19 protein-coding genes are annotated in these 18202 nt (G+C 70.6%); 8 read left to right on the top strand and 11 right to left on the bottom strand.

The window, feature by feature from the left end; all coding sequences use genetic code 11:
• Positions 1–187 precede the first annotated feature (187 nt).
• The 4 genes from MZTS_RS16845 (at position 188) to sorB (ending at position 3060) form a co-directional block, all read left to right on the top strand.
• A complete protein-coding gene (locus MZTS_RS16845) occupies positions 188–676 on the top strand; it encodes an RNA polymerase sigma factor (RefSeq protein WP_024830144.1) in 489 nt (162 codons plus the stop codon).
• On the top strand, positions 676–1392 hold the full coding sequence (locus tag MZTS_RS16840) for an anti-sigma factor family protein (protein WP_024830145.1): 717 nt from the start codon (positions 676–678) through the stop codon (positions 1390–1392). The genes MZTS_RS16845 and MZTS_RS16840 overlap by 1 nt, the downstream gene beginning before the upstream one ends.
• A gap of 122 nt (positions 1393–1514) precedes the next feature.
• Positions 1515–2726: a SorA family sulfite dehydrogenase catalytic subunit gene (sorA, locus tag MZTS_RS16835; protein WP_024830146.1), complete on the top strand. Its 1212-nt coding sequence runs from the start codon at positions 1515–1517 to the stop codon at positions 2724–2726.
• Positions 2727–2739: 13 nt separating this feature from the next.
• On the top strand, positions 2740–3060 hold the full coding sequence (sorB, locus tag MZTS_RS16830; protein WP_024830147.1) for a SorB family sulfite dehydrogenase c-type cytochrome subunit: 321 nt from the start codon (positions 2740–2742) through the stop codon (positions 3058–3060).
• A 170-nt stretch (positions 3061–3230) separates the two neighbouring features.
• On the opposite strand, the gene MZTS_RS16825 is transcribed toward sorB, so the two are convergent.
• Both MZTS_RS16825 and copM read right to left on the bottom strand, forming a co-directional pair.
• Positions 3231–4670 carry a YncE family protein gene (locus MZTS_RS16825; RefSeq protein ID WP_024830148.1) on the bottom strand — a complete coding sequence of 480 codons (1440 nt, stop codon included), beginning with the start codon at positions 4668–4670 and terminating at the stop codon, positions 3231–3233.
• A 49-nt stretch (positions 4671–4719) separates the two neighbouring features.
• Positions 4720–5118 (bottom strand): CopM family metallochaperone, encoded by a 399-nt coding sequence (copM, locus tag MZTS_RS16820; protein ID WP_024830149.1) that lies wholly within the window; start codon positions 5116–5118, stop codon positions 4720–4722.
• 197 nt (positions 5119–5315) lie between these two features.
• On the opposite strand from copM, the gene MZTS_RS16815 reads away from it, so the two are divergent.
• Genes MZTS_RS16815 through MZTS_RS16805 form a run of 3 tightly spaced genes read left to right on the top strand, consistent with a single transcriptional unit; the run spans position 5316 to position 7553 of the window.
• Complete coding sequence (locus MZTS_RS16815) at positions 5316–5825, top strand: sigma-70 family RNA polymerase sigma factor (RefSeq protein ID WP_024830150.1); 510 nt, start codon at positions 5316–5318, stop codon at positions 5823–5825.
• On the top strand, positions 5822–6616 hold the full coding sequence (locus tag MZTS_RS16810) for an anti-sigma factor family protein (RefSeq protein ID WP_024830151.1): 795 nt from the start codon (positions 5822–5824) through the stop codon (positions 6614–6616). The genes MZTS_RS16815 and MZTS_RS16810 overlap by 4 nt, the downstream gene beginning before the upstream one ends.
• A 52-nt stretch (positions 6617–6668) precedes the next feature.
• Positions 6669–7553 carry a LysR substrate-binding domain-containing protein gene (locus tag MZTS_RS16805; RefSeq protein WP_024830152.1) on the top strand — a complete coding sequence of 295 codons (885 nt, stop codon included), beginning with the start codon at positions 6669–6671 and terminating at the stop codon, positions 7551–7553.
• Between the two features lie 13 nt (positions 7554–7566).
• Here MZTS_RS16805 and MZTS_RS16800 read toward each other — a convergent pair whose 3' ends face one another.
• The 3 genes from MZTS_RS16800 to MZTS_RS16790 form a co-directional block, all read right to left on the bottom strand.
• Positions 7567–8658 (bottom strand): molybdopterin-dependent oxidoreductase, encoded by a 1092-nt coding sequence (locus tag MZTS_RS16800; RefSeq protein WP_024830153.1) that lies wholly within the window; start codon positions 8656–8658, stop codon positions 7567–7569.
• Between the two features lie 65 nt (positions 8659–8723).
• The gene (locus MZTS_RS16795) at positions 8724–9806 is read right to left on the bottom strand and encodes a YeiH family protein (RefSeq protein WP_024830154.1); all 1083 of its coding nucleotides are present in this window, start codon (positions 9804–9806) and stop codon (positions 8724–8726) included.
• 278 nt (positions 9807–10084) lie between these two features.
• On the bottom strand, positions 10085–10885 hold the full coding sequence (locus tag MZTS_RS16790; RefSeq protein WP_024830155.1) for a pentapeptide repeat-containing protein: 801 nt from the start codon (positions 10883–10885) through the stop codon (positions 10085–10087).
• A 185-nt stretch (positions 10886–11070) separates the two neighbouring features.
• Here MZTS_RS16790 and MZTS_RS16785 point away from each other — a divergent pair, with 185 nt between their 5' ends.
• Positions 11071–11745 (top strand): Crp/Fnr family transcriptional regulator, encoded by a 675-nt coding sequence (locus MZTS_RS16785; protein WP_024830156.1) that lies wholly within the window; start codon positions 11071–11073, stop codon positions 11743–11745.
• A gap of 498 nt (positions 11746–12243) precedes the next feature.
• Here the strand turns inward: MZTS_RS16785 and MZTS_RS16780 are convergent, their stop codons facing one another.
• From MZTS_RS16780 to MZTS_RS16755, 6 genes are all read right to left on the bottom strand, one after another.
• Positions 12244–12450 carry a hypothetical protein gene (locus tag MZTS_RS16780; RefSeq protein ID WP_246417568.1) on the bottom strand — a complete coding sequence of 69 codons (207 nt, stop codon included), beginning with the start codon at positions 12448–12450 and terminating at the stop codon, positions 12244–12246.
• Positions 12451–12473: 23 nt separating this feature from the next.
• The gene (locus tag MZTS_RS16775) at positions 12474–13928 is read right to left on the bottom strand and encodes an exodeoxyribonuclease VII large subunit (protein WP_024830158.1); all 1455 of its coding nucleotides are present in this window, start codon (positions 13926–13928) and stop codon (positions 12474–12476) included.
• 148 nt (positions 13929–14076) lie between these two features.
• The gene (locus MZTS_RS16770; protein WP_024830159.1) at positions 14077–15030 is read right to left on the bottom strand and encodes a hypothetical protein; all 954 of its coding nucleotides are present in this window, start codon (positions 15028–15030) and stop codon (positions 14077–14079) included.
• A gap of 458 nt (positions 15031–15488) precedes the next feature.
• Positions 15489–16643 carry a hypothetical protein gene (locus MZTS_RS16765; RefSeq protein WP_056459950.1) on the bottom strand — a complete coding sequence of 385 codons (1155 nt, stop codon included), beginning with the start codon at positions 16641–16643 and terminating at the stop codon, positions 15489–15491.
• Positions 16644–16926: 283 nt separating this feature from the next.
• Positions 16927–17256: a hypothetical protein gene (locus tag MZTS_RS16760; RefSeq protein ID WP_024830161.1), complete on the bottom strand. Its 330-nt coding sequence runs from the start codon at positions 17254–17256 to the stop codon at positions 16927–16929.
• Complete coding sequence (locus MZTS_RS16755) at positions 17253–17897, bottom strand: ParA family protein (RefSeq protein ID WP_024830162.1); 645 nt, start codon at positions 17895–17897, stop codon at positions 17253–17255. Before MZTS_RS16755 ends, MZTS_RS16760 begins: the two co-directional genes overlap by 4 nt.
• Positions 17898–18202 lie beyond the last annotated feature (305 nt).

Genomic DNA, 18202 nt, shown 5'->3' with positions numbered 1-18202 from the left:
GGCAAAGTCCCGGTGCCCAAGGTCTTGGCCGGCGTCATCTTCCGCGACGGGACCGAGGTCACCGCGAGCCCAGATCACCGCGCCGCCTGACCGCCTCCGTCACCTAAAATCCTGCATAGCTCCCGTTGCGGCTCTGTGTGGACATGCATTGATGTGCTATGGAGTGCGGGGAGGACGACACATCAGGATGCGGTCCATCGGTCAGCACCTCGTCGATGCGTGGCCGCGCCTGTTCCGCTACGCGCTAGCCCTGACGCGTGAGCCCGACGCCGCACGTGACCTGATGCAGCAGAGTGCTCTCAAGGCGCTTTCCACGCGTACGACTCCCAGTGAGCCTCACGCGGCCCGCGCCTACCTGTTCCAGATCGTGCGCCACGCCTGGATCGACCGGATCCGCCGGACCCGCCTCCACCACGAGGATGAGCTCCTCGATTGGCCCGACGAGGGGTTCGACGACCGCCTGATCGAGGCGATCGCCGTGCGCCAAGCCTTCGCCGCTCTCGATATGCCCTGCCGGGCTGTCGTGACTTGCGTGGACGTCGAAGGCTTGAGCTACCGGGAGACCGCCGAACGGCTCGGCATTCCCGTCGGCACGGTCATGAGCCGTCTGCACAGGGCGAGGCGGATCATGCTGCACCGGATCGCCGGGTCGTCCGATGGGAGCGAGGGGCCGTGATGCGCTGGGAGACCCTCAATGCCTACGTCGATGGGGAACTCGATCCGCAGGACCGGCGCGCAGTCGCGGAGACGCTGGCCCGCGATCCGGTCCTGGCCGCGCGGGTCGCGACCCTGACCCGGCTGAAGCAGGGAGTGAAACAGGAGGTGAAGGCTGCGGCCGTGCCGCCCCGGCGCGCGCCGATCGCCCGCGCCTCCCTCGGATGGGCGTGCGCCGCGGCCCTGGTCGTCCTCGTCGGCGCCGGCTGGCTCGCCCTGTCGTCTCGCCCGCCGGCCGACCCCGCGCGCGCGGCCTTCACGGCATGGGGTGCGGCGGGCTCACCCGCGAACGACGTGCGGCCCGCGGGCGGCCCGAATGGCTTCCCCCTCGATCTGGGGGCGGCAGGCTTCCGCTTGGTCTACCTGTCCCCGGACGACGGTTCGGCCGGTCGGCTCGCAGGTTACGAGGGGCGTCACGGTTGCCGGCTCGCCATCTGGAGCGGACCGTCGCGCGGGCAGGCCGGTCTGGAGATCGCGCAAGGGGACAGCGGCCCGCGTGTGGCGCGCTGGGATAGCGAGGGGCGGCGATACGTCCTCCTGACCGAGACGGTACCGGCCGAACGGTTCGCCCTGCTGGCCGAGGCGGCCGCGCTGCTCACGACGCCGGACAGGACGGACCGCCTGCGGCTTGCCCTGGACCGGGCCACCGGACTCTCGGCGCGCCCCTGCACCGGCTGACCGGGGCGAGCAGCGAATTTATTTCGGCCCGCCGCGAATAGACCGCGGGCGACGTGCGTCTCCTCCTCCGCACGTCGCGGGCCCGGTCGCCGGAGTCACGCGCGGACAGGGGAGGACTTCGGATGCTCGACAGACGCGATCTCATCAGGCGGGCGGGCCTCACCGCCCTGGCGGGCCTCGGCGGTGGCACTTTCGCGTCCTTGCGCACGCTCGCGGGCGACAACGCCACGCTGCCCTTCGGCAACGGCGAACGGCCCCTGGTGGCCTATCCGGGCAAGCGCCCGCTGCTCCAGATGACCGCGCGTCCGCCGCAGCTGGAGACTCCGTTCTCGGTGTTCGACGAGGGCGCGATCACGCCCAACGACGCGTTCTTCGTGCGCTACCATCTCGCCGACATCCCGACCGAGATCGATCCCGAGACCTACCGCGTCGCGATCAAGGGCCATGTCGAGCGGGAGGTCTCGCTCTCGCTCGCCGACCTGAAGGCGATGCCGACGACCGAGATCGTCGCGGTCAACCAGTGCTCGGGCAATTCCCGCGGCTTCTTCGAACCGCGCATGGCCGGCGGGCAGCTCGCCAACGGCGCCATGGGCTGCGCCCGCTGGACCGGCGTGCCGCTGAAGGCCGTGCTCGACAAGGCCGGGGTGAAGGCGGGCGCCGTGGAGGTCGCCTTCACCGGGCTCGACGGCCCGGTGATCCCGGAGACGCCGGACTTCGCCAAGTCGCTCAAGCTCGACCACGCCCGCGACGGGCAGGTGATGCTCGCCTGGGGCATGAACGGGCAGGACCTGCCCTGGCTCAACGGCTATCCCCTGCGCCTCGTCGTGCCGGGCTTCTACGGCACCTACTGGGTCAAGCACCTGGAGAGCATCAGCGTGCTCGACAAACCCTTCGACGGCTTCTGGATGCAGAAGGCCTATCGCATCCCCGACAACGATTGCGCCTGCACCGAGCCCGGCAAGGCGGCGGACAAGACCGTGCCGATCAACCGCTTCACGGTGCGCTCCTTCCTGACCAACCTGACCGACGGGGCGCAGGTGAAGTCCGGGCGCACGCCCTTGCGCGGCATCGCCTTTGACGGCGGCTCCGGGATCAAGGCGGTGGCGGTCTCGACCGACGACGGCAAGACCTGGACGGAGGCGCGGCTCGGGCAGGATCTCGGCCCCTACGCCTTCCGGCCCTGGACCCTCGACACGGACTTGGCGCCGGGGACGCACGCGATCCGGGTGCGGGCGACCGCCAACGACGGGGCGAGCCAGCCGATGGAGCCGCGCTGGAACCCGGCCGGGTACCTGCGCAACGTGGTCGAGACCACCCGCGTGCGCGCGGCCTGAGGGAGTGACGACGATGACCCGCATCACCCTCGCCCTGGCGGCGGCGCTTGCCCTCGCGACCGGCGCGGCGCTCGCCGCGCCGAAATCCTACGCGGTGCCGGAGCCGACCGCGGAGCTGCGGGCGCCGAAGGCCGGCACGCACGCGGAAGGCTTCGAGGCGGCCCAGGCGAACTGCCTCGTCTGCCATTCGGTGGACTACATCGCGATGCAGCCGCCGGGCAAAGGCGCGGCCTTCTGGGAGTCCGAAGTGACCAAGATGGTCAAGGTCTACCACGCGCCGATCGACGAGGCGCAAGCCAAGGCCATCGCCGCCTACCTCGCCGACACCTACTGATACTAAGCGGCACGGAACAGGACCGATGGTCCTGCTCCGTGCGTCCGGCGGACGACCGCCGCCGCGCAGTCGCGCGGGCAATCGGCGATGAGTCATTGTCATCGCCGATTGGTATGAGGCGCGGCGCGCGACAGGGGGCGGTCCGGCGACCGCCCCCTCGTCCCGTCTCGTCAGCGCGGTGCCTGGGTCTGGACCGTCGCGCCGGTCTCGCCGGGCTTGCCCTCGACGATGACGAGGCTGCGCCGTGCGGCCTCGTTCGCGTTCTGCGTCACCTGCCGGATCGGGCCGACGGCGTTGACGATGGCCGCGCCCGCCGGGTTCGTCATGAAGGCGGCCAGTGGCTCCAGCGGCCCGGCGCCCTTCGGATCGGCCGAGAGGGCCAGCACGTAGGGCTTCTTCGGCGTGAGGCCCGTCACCGCCGCCTGCAGGGTCTGCAGCACGCCCTGGTCGAACAGCGTGACCTGCGTGGCCGCCTTGCCGTCCGGCCCGGCCAGCGTCAGCGTGCTCGATTGGCCCGCCGCGCCCAGCGGCTGGAGGTTCGGCGCGCCGCCCCCCTCCGGCACCGCTTCCGGGACGTAGGCCACCCCCTGCGGCCCCTGGCCAATCGGGATCGTGGCGATGACCGCGTTGCTACCGGTATCGATCACCGCGACCGCATCGGCATTCTCCAGGCCGACATAGATCCGCGAACCGTCGCCCGAGGGCCAGAGGCCGTGCGGGAGCGCGCCGGTGGGAATCGTCGCGACCTGCGAGAAGTCGTCGGTGCGGAACACCTTCACTTGGTTCAGGCCGCCGATCGTCACGTAGGCGAACTGCCCAGCCTTCGTGCGCGCGATGTTGACGTGGTTGGTGATCGGTCCGGTCTCGATGGTCTTGAGCACCTTGAACGGCGGCGTGGCCTCGAACACCTGGACGCGGCCGACGTCCTTGAGGGTGAACCACACCTGCTTGCCGTCGGGCGTCGCCGCGATGTCGGGGCAGAACGGGCTCTCCTGCTTGATCCGCCCGACGATCTCGCGGCTCTTCACGTCGATGGCGACCGTCTCGGGGCTGAAGCTGGAGCAGACGTAGCCGTAACGCCCGTCGGGTGAGAAGATCGTCATGCCGGGCCCGTTCGGCACCGTGATCCGACCCGTCTCCTTGCCGGTCCCCGCGTCGAGGATCGCGACGTAGTCCTCGCCGCGCACGCTGACCCAGACCTCGCGCCCGTCCGGTGTGAAGAACGCCTCGTGCGGCGAGCGGCCGACATAGGTCGTGCGGCGCACCGTGTTGGTGGCGGTGTCGATGAAGCTGACCGAGTTCGAGCCGATCGAGACGGCGAGCAGGGTCTTGCGGTCAGGCGAGAAGCCCATGCCGTGGACGAGGAGCTGGCCGCGATAGAGCGGGCTCAGGTTCGCGGGCGTCGTGTCGCCGAGGCGGATCACGCCGAGGAGCGTGTTGGCGGCGGGATCAATCACCGAGACCGTGTTGGAGAACTGGTCCGAGGTATAGAACCGGTCGCGCGGGCCGACCGGCACGTCCGGCGCCGAGGCGGGCCCCGGCGCTTGGCCCGCAAGCGCAGTCCCGCCGAGGAGGGCGATCAGCAGGGTCGCCGGAATGAGGTGTCGCATCGTGAAGGTCTCTTCGCGTTGATGGTCGGGACGGGGGACGGCAATCCGCTCAGTGACGGTGGTGGGCCGGCGGCTGCGTCGGTGGGGTCTGCGCGACCGGTCGCTCGGCCAGGGCGCGGCGCATGACCTCGATCTCCTGCGCCTGCTCGACGATGATGCCCTGCGCGAGCCGGCGCAGGACCGGGTCGCGGCCGTAGGCGAGTTCGGCCTTCGCCATCTCGATCGCGCCCTGATGGTGCGGGATCATCATGGCGGCGAAGTCCCGGTCGGGGTCGCCGGACGGCGCCACCGCCATGTCCGCGTGCATCCGCGCCATCGATTGGGCCATCATCGCATCGAAGCCGCCGGGGGCGGTCTCCGCATGCCCGGCGCGCATCATCATGCCGCCACCCAAGATCCCCCCGGCCATCAGGAGGGTGATGAGGATCGCCGTCGGTGCTCCGCGCATGGTCTCTCCCGCAGTGTCGAGGTCACGCGGGGAGAGATGCCGGCCGGGCCGGAATATTCCCCACCGCTCCCGGCCAATCGGTCACGGATGCGTGACCGGCTTGCCGGGGCGAGGCTTGGAATAGTTCGACTGATTCCGGCATCTCTCGTCCGAACGGCGGCGCGGGCATTGCCGTCGCCGCGAACCGGAGACCGCCCTTGGACGACCTCGCCGTCCTGATCGAACCGCAAATTCCGGCCCTGCGGCGCTACGCGACCGCGCTGCTGCGGCAGCGCGAGGCGGCCGACGACCTCGTTCAGGACACTCTGGAGCGGGCGATCCGCGCCTGGCCGCAGCGCCGCGAGGGCGACCTGCGGGCGTGGCTGTTCGCGATTCTGCGCAACCGCTACCTCGAAGGCATCCGCCGCCGCCGGGGCATCGAGGTCGGCCCGGAGGCGCTGATGGAGATCGCGGAGGCCGGGGTCGATCCCGAGGCGGCCGTGGGGGCGCGGGACGTGCTCGACGGAATCACCGCGCTTCCCGAGGAACAGCGATCCGTCCTGCTCCTCGTCGCGGTCGAGGACATGACCTATGCCGAGGTCGCCGCCGTGCTCGCAGTCCCCATCGGCACGGTGATGTCGCGCCTCAGCCGGGCCCGCGGCCGGATGCGCACTTTCCTCGATCAGGCCCCCACGATCGTCACCGGGCATCTGCGGAGGGTAAAATGACCGCGTCCGACCCGCGTCCCGTCGGCGAGGATGACCTGCACGCCTTCGTGGACGGACGGCTCGATCCGGGCCGCCGCGCCCGCGTCGAGGTGTGGCTGGCCGCGCATCCGGAGGCGGCCGCCCGGGTTGCCGCCGACCGGGAGGTGCGGGACCGCCTGCGCGCGCGCCTCGCGCCCGTGGCGGACGAGCCGATCCCCGCCCGCCTGCGCATCGCGAACCTCGCAGGCCCGCGCCGGAGGCGCATCCCGCGCGGGTGGCCGAACGCCGCGGCGGCGGCGCTCCTGCTCGCCCTCGGCGGTGCGGTCGGGTGGGTCGGGCGCGGCGCCGTGCCGGGTTCGGCCCCGGCCGAACCGATGACGCAGGCAGCCGTCTCCGCCTTCCGCACCTACGTGGTCGAGGCCGCTCATCCGGTCGAGGTCCGCGCCGACGGTTCGACCGACCTCGTGCGATGGCTCAGCGCGCGCCTTCGCCGGCCCGTCGTCGTGCCGGACCTGCGGGCACAGGGCTTCCGGCTGATGGGCGGGCGCCTGCTTCCCGCCGGAGACGAGCCGGCGGCGATGCTGATGTACGACGACGACCGGGGCACCCGCCTGACCCTCTACAGCCGCGCCGGGCCGACCGGCGGGCGCGGCGTGTTCCGCTACGCCCGCGCCGACGACGTGGCCGCCTTCTCCTGGATCGACGCCGGGATGTCCTACGTGGTGACGGCCCGCACGGACGAGGCGCGGCTGCTCCAGGTCGCCGAGGCGGTCGATGCGCAGGCCTCGGGCAAGCGCGAGGGCGCGCGGTGACGCTCGTGTCCGAACCCTGCCGTACCACGGCCCCCGCCGAGCCCGAGACGCCATGACCCTCGACCAGTTGCGCATCTTCGTGGCGGTCGCCGAGCGCCAGCACGTCACGCGGGCGGCCGAGGCGCTGAACCTCGTCCAGTCGGCGGTCAGCGCCGCCATCAACGCCCTGGAGAGCCGGCACGCCGTCAAGCTGTTCCACCGGGTCGGCCGGGGCATCGAGTTGACCGAGGCGGGCGGCGTCTTTCTCGGCGAGGCTCGCGCGGTGCTCGCCCGCGCCCAAGCGGCCGAACTCGTGCTCGCGGACCTCAGCGGCATGCGGCGCGGCACGCTGGCCATTCAGGCGAGTCAGACCATCGCCAGCCACTGGCTCCCCCGGCACCTCGTCGCCTTCCGGGCGGCCTATCCCGACATCGTCCTGCGGCTCGGCATCGGCAACACCGCAGAGGCCGCCGAGGCGGTCCGGGCGGGGACGGCGGAACTCGCTTTCGTGGAGGGCGCGATCGACGACGGCAGCCTCGCGAGCACCCCGATCGCCGAGGATCGGCTGGTCCTCGTGGTCTCGCCCGGCCACCCGTTGGCCGCATGCGCGCGGCCGGGACGATTGGACCTCGCTTCGGTCTCCTGGGTGCTGCGCGAACCCGGATCGGGCACGCGCTCCGCCTTCGAGGCGGCGATCGTCGCGCTGGGCATCGCGCCGGACGCACTCACCGTTGCCCTCGAACTGCCGTCGAACGAGGCGGTCCTCGCCGCCGTCGTGGCAGGGGCCGGGGCGAGCGTTCTGTCCGAAGCGGTGGTCGGACCCTCGCTGCGAACCAGAGCTCTCGTTGCCGTGTCCTTCGCCCTGCCGACGCGGACCTTCCGGGTCCTGCGCCACAAGGAGCGCTACCGCAGCCGCGCCGCCGACGCGCTGCTCGACCTGATCCGTGCCGCTCCTTGATCCGTCGCGGAACTCAGGCGACCTCGACCCTCACACAGTGCCAGGAGGCGCTGAGATAGCCCTTGAAGTTCCACGTCTCGTCCGGCCGCGCCGGTTGGGTCTGCCCAGCGGCGTCCCAGGCGCGCACCACGAGGTCGCGCTCGCCGGACGGAAGGTCCAGCACGATCTCCCAGAACGTCCAGGCGAAGGGGGCGCCGGCCTCGTGTTCCAGCACGGCTTGATGCCAGGACCGACCGCCATCGCTTGAGACATCGACGCGCACGACCGCCCGGTCTCCCGCGATGGCGTACCCGCGGACGGTGGTCTCGCCCATCTTGAGCCGGGCTCCGCGTGCGGGCTCGCAGATCGCGGCGTTGAGCGGCATCGTCTCGATGGTGTGGCCTTTCGCCGGATCGGCGGTCTCGGCCGTCACGTCCGGCGGGAACAGCTTGTAGTCGTCGGCTTGCATCGGGTTGGTCGAGGGGTGGTCCTGCACCGTGATGCGCTTCAGCCATTTCGGGCTGCGCACGCCTGCGAAGCCCGGCACGACGGCTCGCACGGGGAAGCCGTGTTCGGGCAACAGCGGGGCCCCGTTCATCGCGAAGGCCAGCAGTGTCTCGTCGGCGACCGCCTTGGCGAGCGGGATCGAGACGCCGTAGAACTGGCCCTCGACCACATCGTGGCTCTCGAAGGCCACGTGGAGGTCCGAGTGGAGGTTCGCTCCCGGCGCTACGCCCGCCGCACGCAGGACGTCGCCGAGGCGGATTCCGGTCCAGTCCGCCGTCCCGATGGCGCCGCCGTCCCAGGGATCGCCCGAGACCGGGGCCACCGCCCGCATATCGGCGCGGCGGTTGCCGGCGCACTGCATCGTGGCCGTGACGGTCGCCTCGGGAAAACGCGCGCGCAGATCCGCCAGCGACAGATCGAGGGGGCCGACACCCGCGCCGTCGATGGACAGACGCCATGTGGCGGGGTCGATCTCCGGCAGGTCGCCGTGGGAGCGGACGTAGAAGTCTTCCGCAGGGGTCCGGTAACGGGCCCGCAGGCGAGTCAGCGGCGGCTCGGCGTTGTAGGGGCGCTCCCCATGAACGATCAGGCGCGCCATACGCTCGGTCAAGCTCGACATCGGGTGTCTCTATCGCAGAAGGTCGGAGCTCAACGCGCGCGGACGCGCCAGGTGGCAGGCCTCTGTCAGGCGATGCCGAGCAGGCGGATCAGCCCGAGGCTCACGGCCGTGAGGGCGGCGAGCGAAGCGACCACCGCCAGGGTGACGCGCGGTCCCGCCTTGGCGACGCTGCGCACGTCGACGCCGAGGCCGAGGGCCGCCATCGACACGATGGTCAGCGCGTTCGCCGTCGCGGCCATGGGGTGCAGAGCCCCTTCGGGAACGAGCCCCGCCGAGCGAAGACCCGCCAGGGCCAGGAAGGCTAGGATGAACCACGGCACCAGCCGGTGCAGCGGCATCCGGCCCGGGGCGGGGCGCTCATCGACCGCCTGGGACGGTACGGTCGCGTCCGTTTCCGCCCGCAGCCGGCCGATCCCGAGCGAGAGAGCCAGGACCACCGGCCCGAGCATCAGCACGCGGACCAGCTTGACCAGGGTGCCGACCTGGACGCTGAGGGCGGCCACCGGCGCGGTTGCGGCGAGAACCTGCGGCACGGCGTAGACCGTCAGCCCCGCGAGCACGCCGTACTGCATCGGCGAGAGGCCGAGCAGGGGCACGAGCAGGGGCAAGCCGAGAACGACGAGAACGCCGAGCACGGCGGTGAAGGCGATGGACGAGGCGACGTCCTCGCCGTCCGCGTCGATCACCGGGGCCGCCGCCGCGATCGCCGAGTTTCCGCAGATCGAGTTGCCGCAGGCCACGAGGATGGCGAGACGCGGGGCCAGCCCGAGAGCCCGGCCAATGCCGTAGCTCGCCGCGATGGCGAGAGCCACCACCACCGCGATGCCGACGAGAAGCCCCGGCCCGGCCGCGAGCAGCGTCCCGAGGCTGAGCGAGGCGCCGAGCAGGACGACGGCGATTTCCAGGACGGTCTTGGCGCCGAACGCGATACCGTGAACGAAGCGCCGACCTGGGCTCCAGGCCGTGCGGACGGCCGTGCCCAGCACGATGGCGAGGACCAGAGCCTCCAGCCACGCACGGCCGAAGATATGTTTCTCGACCCTCTCCAGCCCGAGGGCGACGCCCGTCACCGCGAGGCAAAGGCTCAGGCCGGGCAGGATGGAAGGCAGGGCAAGCGCGCGTGATCGGAGAAAGGCTGCTGCGGGCATGGTGCGTGCACCTCGTGGAATGGATCTGCCACGACCATGACCGCATCCATTCGTTCGCTCCAACGGAACGTATCGATCGTTTTGATCACATGATGCGATGATTTGGCTGGCGACGACGAACGTCGTGCTTCGGACTGAAGCGAGCCTTGTCGATCGGGCAACCCGAGTTTGTGGCTTCGCTGATATGCAAGGAACGTTGCAGATCCCCGCTGACTGGGTCTCCGGAGACACAAGCCGTTGAGGTCAGCGGCGGGCCGTCAGGTCGGTGAACGGGCGCGTCAATTGGATGCCTGAGTGACGGCACGGTCGATGTTCACCCTCTCCGCCCAGTCCTTGGCCTCGGACTGACCCTTGAGGTTGATCAGCCGGGCACCGCTGACGTCGACGTTCTTGAAGTCCGCGCCCGTGACCGTAGCACCGGTCAAATTGGCCCCGGACAAGTCCGATCCCATCAGCACCACGCCGGTGAGATCGGCATCCTTGAGATTCGCATACTCCAGGCGTGACCGGCCGAGGTTGGCTCCCCTGAGGTTCGCGCCCGACAGGTTCACCGAGGTGAACACCGCCCGCATCAGACCCATGGACTGATTCTTGATGTCGGCTCCGCCCTTGAGATCGACCAGCGTGGCGCCGCTCATGTTGGCGCCCTTGAAATCGCCGATGGGCATGGACCGGCTGAGGTCGGCCTCGCTGAGGTTGGCGTCCCGCGCCGTGATGCCGAACATCTTCGCGTCTGCGAGCTTGGCGCCGGAAAGGTCTGCCTTCAGGAGCCATGCCTGTTCGAGGTTTGCGCCGCTGAGATCGGCGCCGCGCAGATTGGCCTTGTTCAGGCGCGCAGTGCGTAAGTTGACGCCCCGGAGATTCAGCCCCGAGAGATCGAGCCCCGACAGCGCCTTGTCGTGCAGGTCGATGGGCTTTCCGTTCGCGTCCTGGATCATCGCCTCGACGTCGGCGCGGCTCATCTCGGCCTTCGTCATGGCGGGTGAGGACATATCGGCACCGAGCAGCAGATCTTGTTCGGCCGCGGCAGGGCCGGCAGCGAAGACGGCGAGCATGAAGCTGAGGGCGAAACGGCGCATCGGTTTACTCCCGGCGGGCGCCACGCATGGCGGGCACCCTTATCGTGTTCGTTGTGTCGCGATGCTATGCCGGGCCGCTGCACCCGGTCGGTGACCCCGGTCACACAAATCCGGCGCGGCGGGAGAAAAACGCAACGCGCGCCGGACGATCAACCCGTCGTCATGGCCGGGGGACCACGCCAGCCATGACGGATGCCCAGAAGGTCGAGCGGTGGATCGATCGGTTTCCGCTCCTACAGGCTCTCAGCCCGGCGCACCTTCAGATCGCTCGGGGAACCGTGCATTTCCCGGTGCTGGATGCAGGCGCCATCGCCTACGAACTGAATGGCGAGTGTGCCAACTACCTGATGTGCCTGGAGGGACGCACGCGGATCTTCCGGATGTCGGAGGGCGGACGCGAGGTGCTGATCTACAAGGTTGGCCCGGGTGGCACCTGCGCCCTGACCACCCAGTGTCTCCTGTCTGGCGGCACCTTTCCAGCGCAGAGCGTGGCCGAGGAGCGGACCGAGCTCGCGGCCCTGCCGGACAGCACGTTCCAGCACCTGATGGGCGACAGCGCGGCGTTCCGCAGCTTCGTCATGGATGATTACACGCGATTGATGTCCGGCCTGTTCACGCTGATCGACGAGGTCGCGTTCGCACCGCTGAAGCAGCGCCTCGCGCAACGGCTCCTGGCCGAGGCTGATCCGCGGGGCGTCGCCGCGGTGACTCATCAGAAACTCGCGGACGATGTCGGCAGCGTGCGCGAGGTGGTGAGCCGCATCCTGGCACAATGGGCCGAGGCGGGCCTAATCGAACTTCGTCGAGGCGCGGTCGAGATTGTTGACCGGACCCGCTTGGAGGCCGCAGGGCGGCGGTGACTGGCGGCGTGCTGGTGTCCATTTTTGAGGCCGACGCCAATCGAGCTTTACGACTGGGTTGGTTCGGCAGGACCTTGTCTGCTCTTTTTGGCAAGCCCTCCCCAGAGCAGACAGGCCACTACTGGCCAGAAGTTGCCGAACCGGGTCCATTGAACTGCCTGGAAGCGGACATTCCGACCGTCTGCAATGGGTCAAACTGAGGCATCCGTTTGGGCCGTGCCGAATGTCCGCATTCTCGCAGGCCACGTTCCAGAGTGGACAGGTGGTGTTCGGCTTGGCTCGGTCCGACCCTCGACTGAGCAGGATTTACCGTAGCAGCCCCTTCCGCTGCGAACCGAGGTTTCGGTTCATGGGGCTGCCGTCTGATGTGTTCGCACGGGGTTTGGTACCGTACCCATGCCTGTGCGGCATCGCATCCGAAGGAAACGGCCTCCTCGCCTTTGATCACAGAAGCGCCACCGCCGACACCTTGAGCCTCGGCGGTTGCGCTGATCCCAACTACGCGTTGCGCCGACGGAGGTCAGCGATGCGCGCGGTCAGCACGGCGCGCAGGTGCTCGACCTCGGTGTAGGCGGCCTCCGCCTTCTCGAACGCGCCGAGACCCTCGCGGCGGATCTCCTGTGTCAGTGCCTCGATGCGCCTCACCGCCGAGAGGAAGCTCCGCGTCTCGTGTGCAGCGGTCATGTCGGTACGGGTCGTGGTCATGATGGGGTTCTTCTCGTGATGGGTCAGTGGGTGGTTGCGTAGCGTGTGGATGTGGGCCGGGCTTCGACCCGGGCGGGCACGACGCCGTCCGGGAAGTGCAGCAGCAGCTCTGCCGCCGCGCGGGCCTGCTCAGCCATGGTGACGACCCGGCCTGTCCCGGCCGCGATCACCAGCGTCAGCGCATCGCTCAGGAGAACGTCCTCCCCGGTCTCGTCGAGCAGGGCAGCCTGATCGAGAGGGTCGGTCCCGGCGGTGTTGGCGCCCGACGCGGACTTCGCGTTGACACCGGTGGCTGTGGCGAGGTTGGCGAGCAGGCTCTGCTCGACCGCTTGGCCGAGCTGACTCAGCCGATCATCGGCCAGATCGGCGAGATCGCGCAGCGTCTGATCGAAGGTAGCTGAAGCCCGTGCCAGGATGATGCGGCCCGCCGCCTTCAGCTCCGCCTCGATCGCGGCATCGAGGTCGGCCAGCGCCCGTTCGGCCCGGGCCCCGGTGCGCTCGACGAGCTGGCGCACCCGCATCGCCGCCGCCGTCGGGGTCGGTTCCGAGCGCGCCGCCACCACATCGAGCGCGGTGCATGGCGAGCCGGCGTGGCCGAGGCCGGTGATCAGGTTCGGAACCTCAGGGTGCGCGGCCGCGTTCGCTGTCCCGAAGGCGTTGAGAGGCCGGAACGCCTCGACCGGTCCGCCGCCCCGGCAAACCAGTGTCGCGGAGAGGCTGTGCTCCCGCTGCAGGCCCGCCACCCGGGCGAAGGCCTCGGCGAGCGAGCGCTCCGCCCCCGCGCCTTCGAAGATCGCCCAGACCCGGTGGATCCGGATCAATCCGGCCTCTTCCAGCGGCTGGAGCACGTGCTCGACGTCGCGGCGCACCTCGCCGTGCTCGGAGACGACGAGGGCGATCTGGTAGGGATCCTCCGGCTCGCTCCAGGTCTCGGGTCCAAAGCGCCGCCCCTCCAGGCGGAGCCGCTGCAGCGTGCGCTCGCGGTCGAGATCGGCCTCGAGCGGGACCTGGCCGACGGAGAGCAAGGCCATGACCTTGGCCTGGACGCCAGCCCCGCGGCCGAAGCGCTGGCGCAGGCTGGTGCGCAAGCTGAGCGTGACCGTGCGGTTGACGAGCCCGGCGGGATCGAAGTCCGAACCGTGCTCAGCTCGGATCTGGGCGAGTTCGGCCGCGTCGAGCCGGGCCTTCAGCCGGGGCGGATCGTTGGTGAGGCGGGCCTCGGCCTCGCCGAGCAGAATAAGATAGCTGTCGGGCCCATTCGGCTCCGCGGTGAGCACGCTGGCCCGCACCGTGTGCTCGCCGCGCAGGCGCTGGCGCAGCCAGCCGATGAGGTCGCGCAGCTCGCCGACGACCGCCGCGTCGGCGTGAACCGCATCGTTCGCATCGGGCAAGCTTCGGCGGGCGCCGTCCGGCAGTGAGGCCGGGCGCGGCGGTCGGGGCGGTGCGTCCGGCCCGTGGTGGAATCTGTGATGGCGCATGGGGGTGTCGGGATCCGTGTTGGGGTGAGGGTGTCGCTAGCGCACGGGCTCGCGTGCGGAGGGTCGAGGAGCAGCGTGAGACGATCTGCCTGAGAGGATTGGATCCGGCCGCCCAGAAACGGGCAGCCGGATCGACATTGGGACGGCGTCAGTCGAACAGCGGGCCCTGACGGGCGGGGCTCGGATCGGGGGGAGCGTCGGACACTGAAGCAGGCACTGGCGCGGCTGGATCTGGACCGAGCGCGCGGGCGATCGCGGTGAGGCGGGCGTAGCCCCCGGTGCGGAGTTCGCCGCGCAGGATCCCGGTGAGATCGGCGAGCAGCGCCTCGGCGGTGCCGCAGGCGCGGAAGGCCACGCCGTCGAGAAGGGTCGGCGCGCCGGCCCGGCGGAACAGCACTGGCACCGGCAGCACCGCGATGCGGCGCATCAACCCCTCGTCCGAGAGCACGCGGTGGGCGAAGCCGAGGCCTGGCTCGACCACGACCGCGTCGAGGGTGCCCCAGTCCCATTGGTCGAACACCGCCCCGAAGGCCTCGTGCAGCGCAACGACCGAGCCCGGCTCCTCGTAAGCGACGGGCAGGCGGATCAGCTCGAGCAGACCTTGCTCGTACCAGCGGGAGAGCGTCGCCCCGAGCGGGTGCGGCGTGCCGTCGTCGGGCTCGATCAGCACGACCCGTCGGAGCTTGTGCGGGGCCGGCAGCTTGCGCTGGCGCTCCCAGAGACCGTGCGCCTGGAGCGCGGCCTGCGCGGTCGCGTCCTGTTCGCGCCAGGCCTGGAGGAACGCGCCGCGCTCGAGCCCGAGCACCTGCCCGGTCAGGCCGAGCAGCGGATCGACCACCAGGGTGAGCAGCAGGGTGTGCTCGCCCACGAGGTGGTCCGGGTCGAGCAGGACGCCCGAGGCCGCCTCGATCTGGCGCAGGAAGGTGCCGGAGAGGACGGCGCTGAGCCGACCCGGGCGATGCGGATCGAGCGGCTCGAGCGCGAGGAGCAGCCCGTCCCGGTGCCGGCGCGATTGCCGGACCTGGGCACGGACCCACAGGCCGGTCGGGGCAAGCGGGCAGCCGGGCTCGTTCGCGCCGGAGGGCGCGTCGTGATCTGTCATGGTGGGAGACTTTCGTGATGCGGGGTCAGGGGATCGAAGGAGCCTCGCCGACCTCGAGCGGACGCTGTACGAGCGTCGCCCTCCGTCATCCCGTCGTCAGGTCATTCCGGGGTTTCGAGCGAAGGTGCCTTCGCCCTGCTTCCCCACCCTTGTTCTCGTCCTCGCCTGTTCCCGTCCTCGATCGTCACCGATCCCCCACCCAAGCCGGTACCGCGTCCCCGGCGGCACCGGCTCCAGTGAGCACGCCATTGTCCAGCCCGTCGTGTGTTGTCCAACGCAGGGACAAGTCCTTGCCGCACAACCGGCATTGGTCCTTACGTGTTGTCCAACGCACCCACCCTGCCGACGCGTAACGCAGCGCCATCCGTCTCGGCGTCGTACCCCAATCCCAGTTGCCGGATCCCATCGATCCGGCAGCCCCCGCTTCATCTCATCGCTCGGATCGACAGGCGTCTGACTCAAGCTTCCGTTCCGGTCACCGCCTCACTCGGTCCTGGCCCGGCATGAGACGGGCAGAGCTGGGGCCAATCGTACCGGCTGATCAGCCACCAGCTCCGCTCGACGATCCACTCGCCCATCCAGTCGGCGTTCCAGGCGAAAGTCTCCAACACGGTCTTGTCGCGTGCCTCGTCATGAACGGTGAGTGCCGCCCGCAGGCCGGCCAGGCTCAAGTAGCCGCACGCCACCATGTCCAGGCCGACATGGATCAGATCGGCGCGATCCTGCAGCAGCACGGCCATCACCTCGCGACGCAGGCGCTCGCACAGCACCGAATCGGTCAAGACGAGCAGGGCGTCGCCGCGGAGCCCGGCCAGCACCTCGAGTGGGCCCTTCCGCGTTCGTCCGGCCCGAAAGGCGACGACCAGATTCCTCCTGTCCGCGTCCTGGCCCTCGGCGAGCGTGTGCCGGCGCAGCCAGAGATCGGCGGTGGGCGCGTCCCAGAGATCGAGCGGTGTCTTCGGCCTCGAGGGCTTGGGCGGCCAGTTCTTCATCCACTCGGCGACATCCGCGATGGTCCAGCGCTCCAGCGCCCGGGCGCCCGGCACCAACGGGAGGTCCCAGCAGGGATGATGCTCCACGATCTGCGCCGGTGGACGCCCGCGGAAGCCGAGATCGAACGGTGCCTCGGCGAATGGCCGCTGCTCAGGCGGCAGCAGGGTGAGGTCGCGGCAGGCCGCGCGGGCATCGCGGAAGGCGTCGGAGGCGAACACCTCGGGCAGGGCACGCACGATCTCGGGATCGGTCAACGGCATCGGAGCATCGAGGCGCGCCTTCCAGACAGCCGGGTCGAGACCGGCGTTCTGCGCGAGTGCGTAGAGGATCGGGCGCATCCGCGCGTTCAAGCTGTCCCGCGCCGCATGGCGGCGCGACGCCTCGGAGCCAGTGGGTGCTGCAACGTCGCGGGGTGGCTGCCCGACACCGCCATCCGTTACGGCGTGCCGGTCCGCTGTCGCCGTGGCGGCCTTCGAAGGCTTCGCGCCCACAAGGGCCAAGCGGAAGCGCTGGCTCGCGACGCCCTCGCGCATGTGATCGAGGACCGATGCGATGGCCGCTGGGGGTCGAGAGTGATCCCGATCGATGTTGGGATCGTAGATCTGGCGCTTGTTCGACATGATCGTGGGTTCCTTGTGCTCATGCTGCGGGATGGTGGGTGCCCCGGCAGCGCAGCACCCGGGGATGGGGCCGGCCGGCGGGGCGTGGCGCTGAGGATCGAGGCTGGAGGCGGGGCGGTCTTCGTCCGGCCTCCGGGGTGAGACGCCGGAGCGCTCGCGGCTGCAGAGGCGCCGTGATGCTGGAGCGCCGAGATGCCGTGATGCCGAAGCGTCACGATGCCGGAGCGTCACGGCATCGAGGCGTCGTGATGCCGGGGCGCTCGGGATCGAGGCCTGAGCGGGGTCAGCTCGTGTCCCGGTGGACCGGGGACGGCAGGTGGCCGCTCTCGCGCAGGACCGCCTCCGCGCCCTCGACCAGCAGGTCGTTGACCTTGCAGTCGCGGGCGAGCGCGAGCTCCTTCAGCCGCCGCAGCATCGCCGCGGACAGGTAGACCGAGGTGCGCCGCGTCGCCGCGGAGCCTCGGCCCGGGGCCGGGCACACCTCGCTCCGCTCCGCCGGACGGCGCTCTACCGGAATGGCCGACGGGCCGGAGCCGGGCGGTGCCCCCCCCAGATCGTCCAGGCTGCCGAGCAGGTCGAGCCGCTTCCGCGGGGGCCGGGTCGGATCGCTCATCGCGGCATCTCCGTCAGGCGCTGCGCGGTCCAGGCCCAGAGCGCGCGGATCTCGGCCGCCGCCTTGCCGGCCGGCGCGAACTCGGTGACGGCCTGCCCGCCGAGCAGCGCGTCCTGATGGTCGACCCGCTGGGTCAGCGGCGGCTCGGCGAGATGCCCCCAGCGGCGCAGGCGCTCGGCGTAGCCGGCGGTGCGCGCCCCCCCTTGCGGCGGGCACTGGCTCAGAACGAGCGCCACGCGCGCGGCGAGGCCGATCTGGGCGAGCGCGCGCAGCGTCGGCTCGGTGGCGAGGAGATCGAGCAGGGTCGGCCGGGCCGGGACCAGGACGAGATGGGCCGCGCGCAGCGCCTGGTTGGCCGCGGGGCTCAGGGCCCCGGCGGTGTCGAGGACGACGAGGTCGAAGCCGCGTCGCGCGAGCGCGGCGAGGATCTCGGGCAATTGCCCGACCCGCTCGAGTCCGAGATGATCGACGGCCGGATCGTCCGCAGCACGGCGTGTGGCCCAGGCGGCGAGCGAGCCCTGCGGGTCGAGGTCGAGGGCGGCGACCCGCCGCCCGGCCTGATGGGCGGCGACCGCGAGGTTGACGGCAACCGTGGTCTTGCCGGAGCCGCCCTTCTGGGTGGCGATCGCGAGGACGTCCATCACGACGGCCCCCCGCGCACGGGCAGATCCAGAGTTGCCGCATCACGGCGCCCCGACGCTTCGGCATCGCGACGCCACGGCGTCACGGCGCTGCAGCGCCAGGGCATCGTGATGCGCCAGCGCCCTGGCGTCCCGGTGTCGTGGCGCCACGGCATCGCAGCGCTACGGCATCCTGGCCTCACAGCGCCATGACGTTGCAGCCTCGTCGTGCGGGGCCGGCCGCTCGCCGGGTGCGAGGCGGGCGGGCGATGTCGGGTCCGACGGGTACGGGGGTTCACTATCTCAGTCTCCGATCCCGCGACCGC

It is taken from the genome of Methylorubrum zatmanii (assembly GCF_014845115.1).
GTDB classification, from domain to species: Bacteria; Pseudomonadota; Alphaproteobacteria; order Rhizobiales; family Beijerinckiaceae; genus Methylobacterium; species Methylobacterium zatmanii.
Note: the sequence above shows the minus strand (reverse complement) of the source record. Positions and strands in the feature narration are given on the sequence as shown.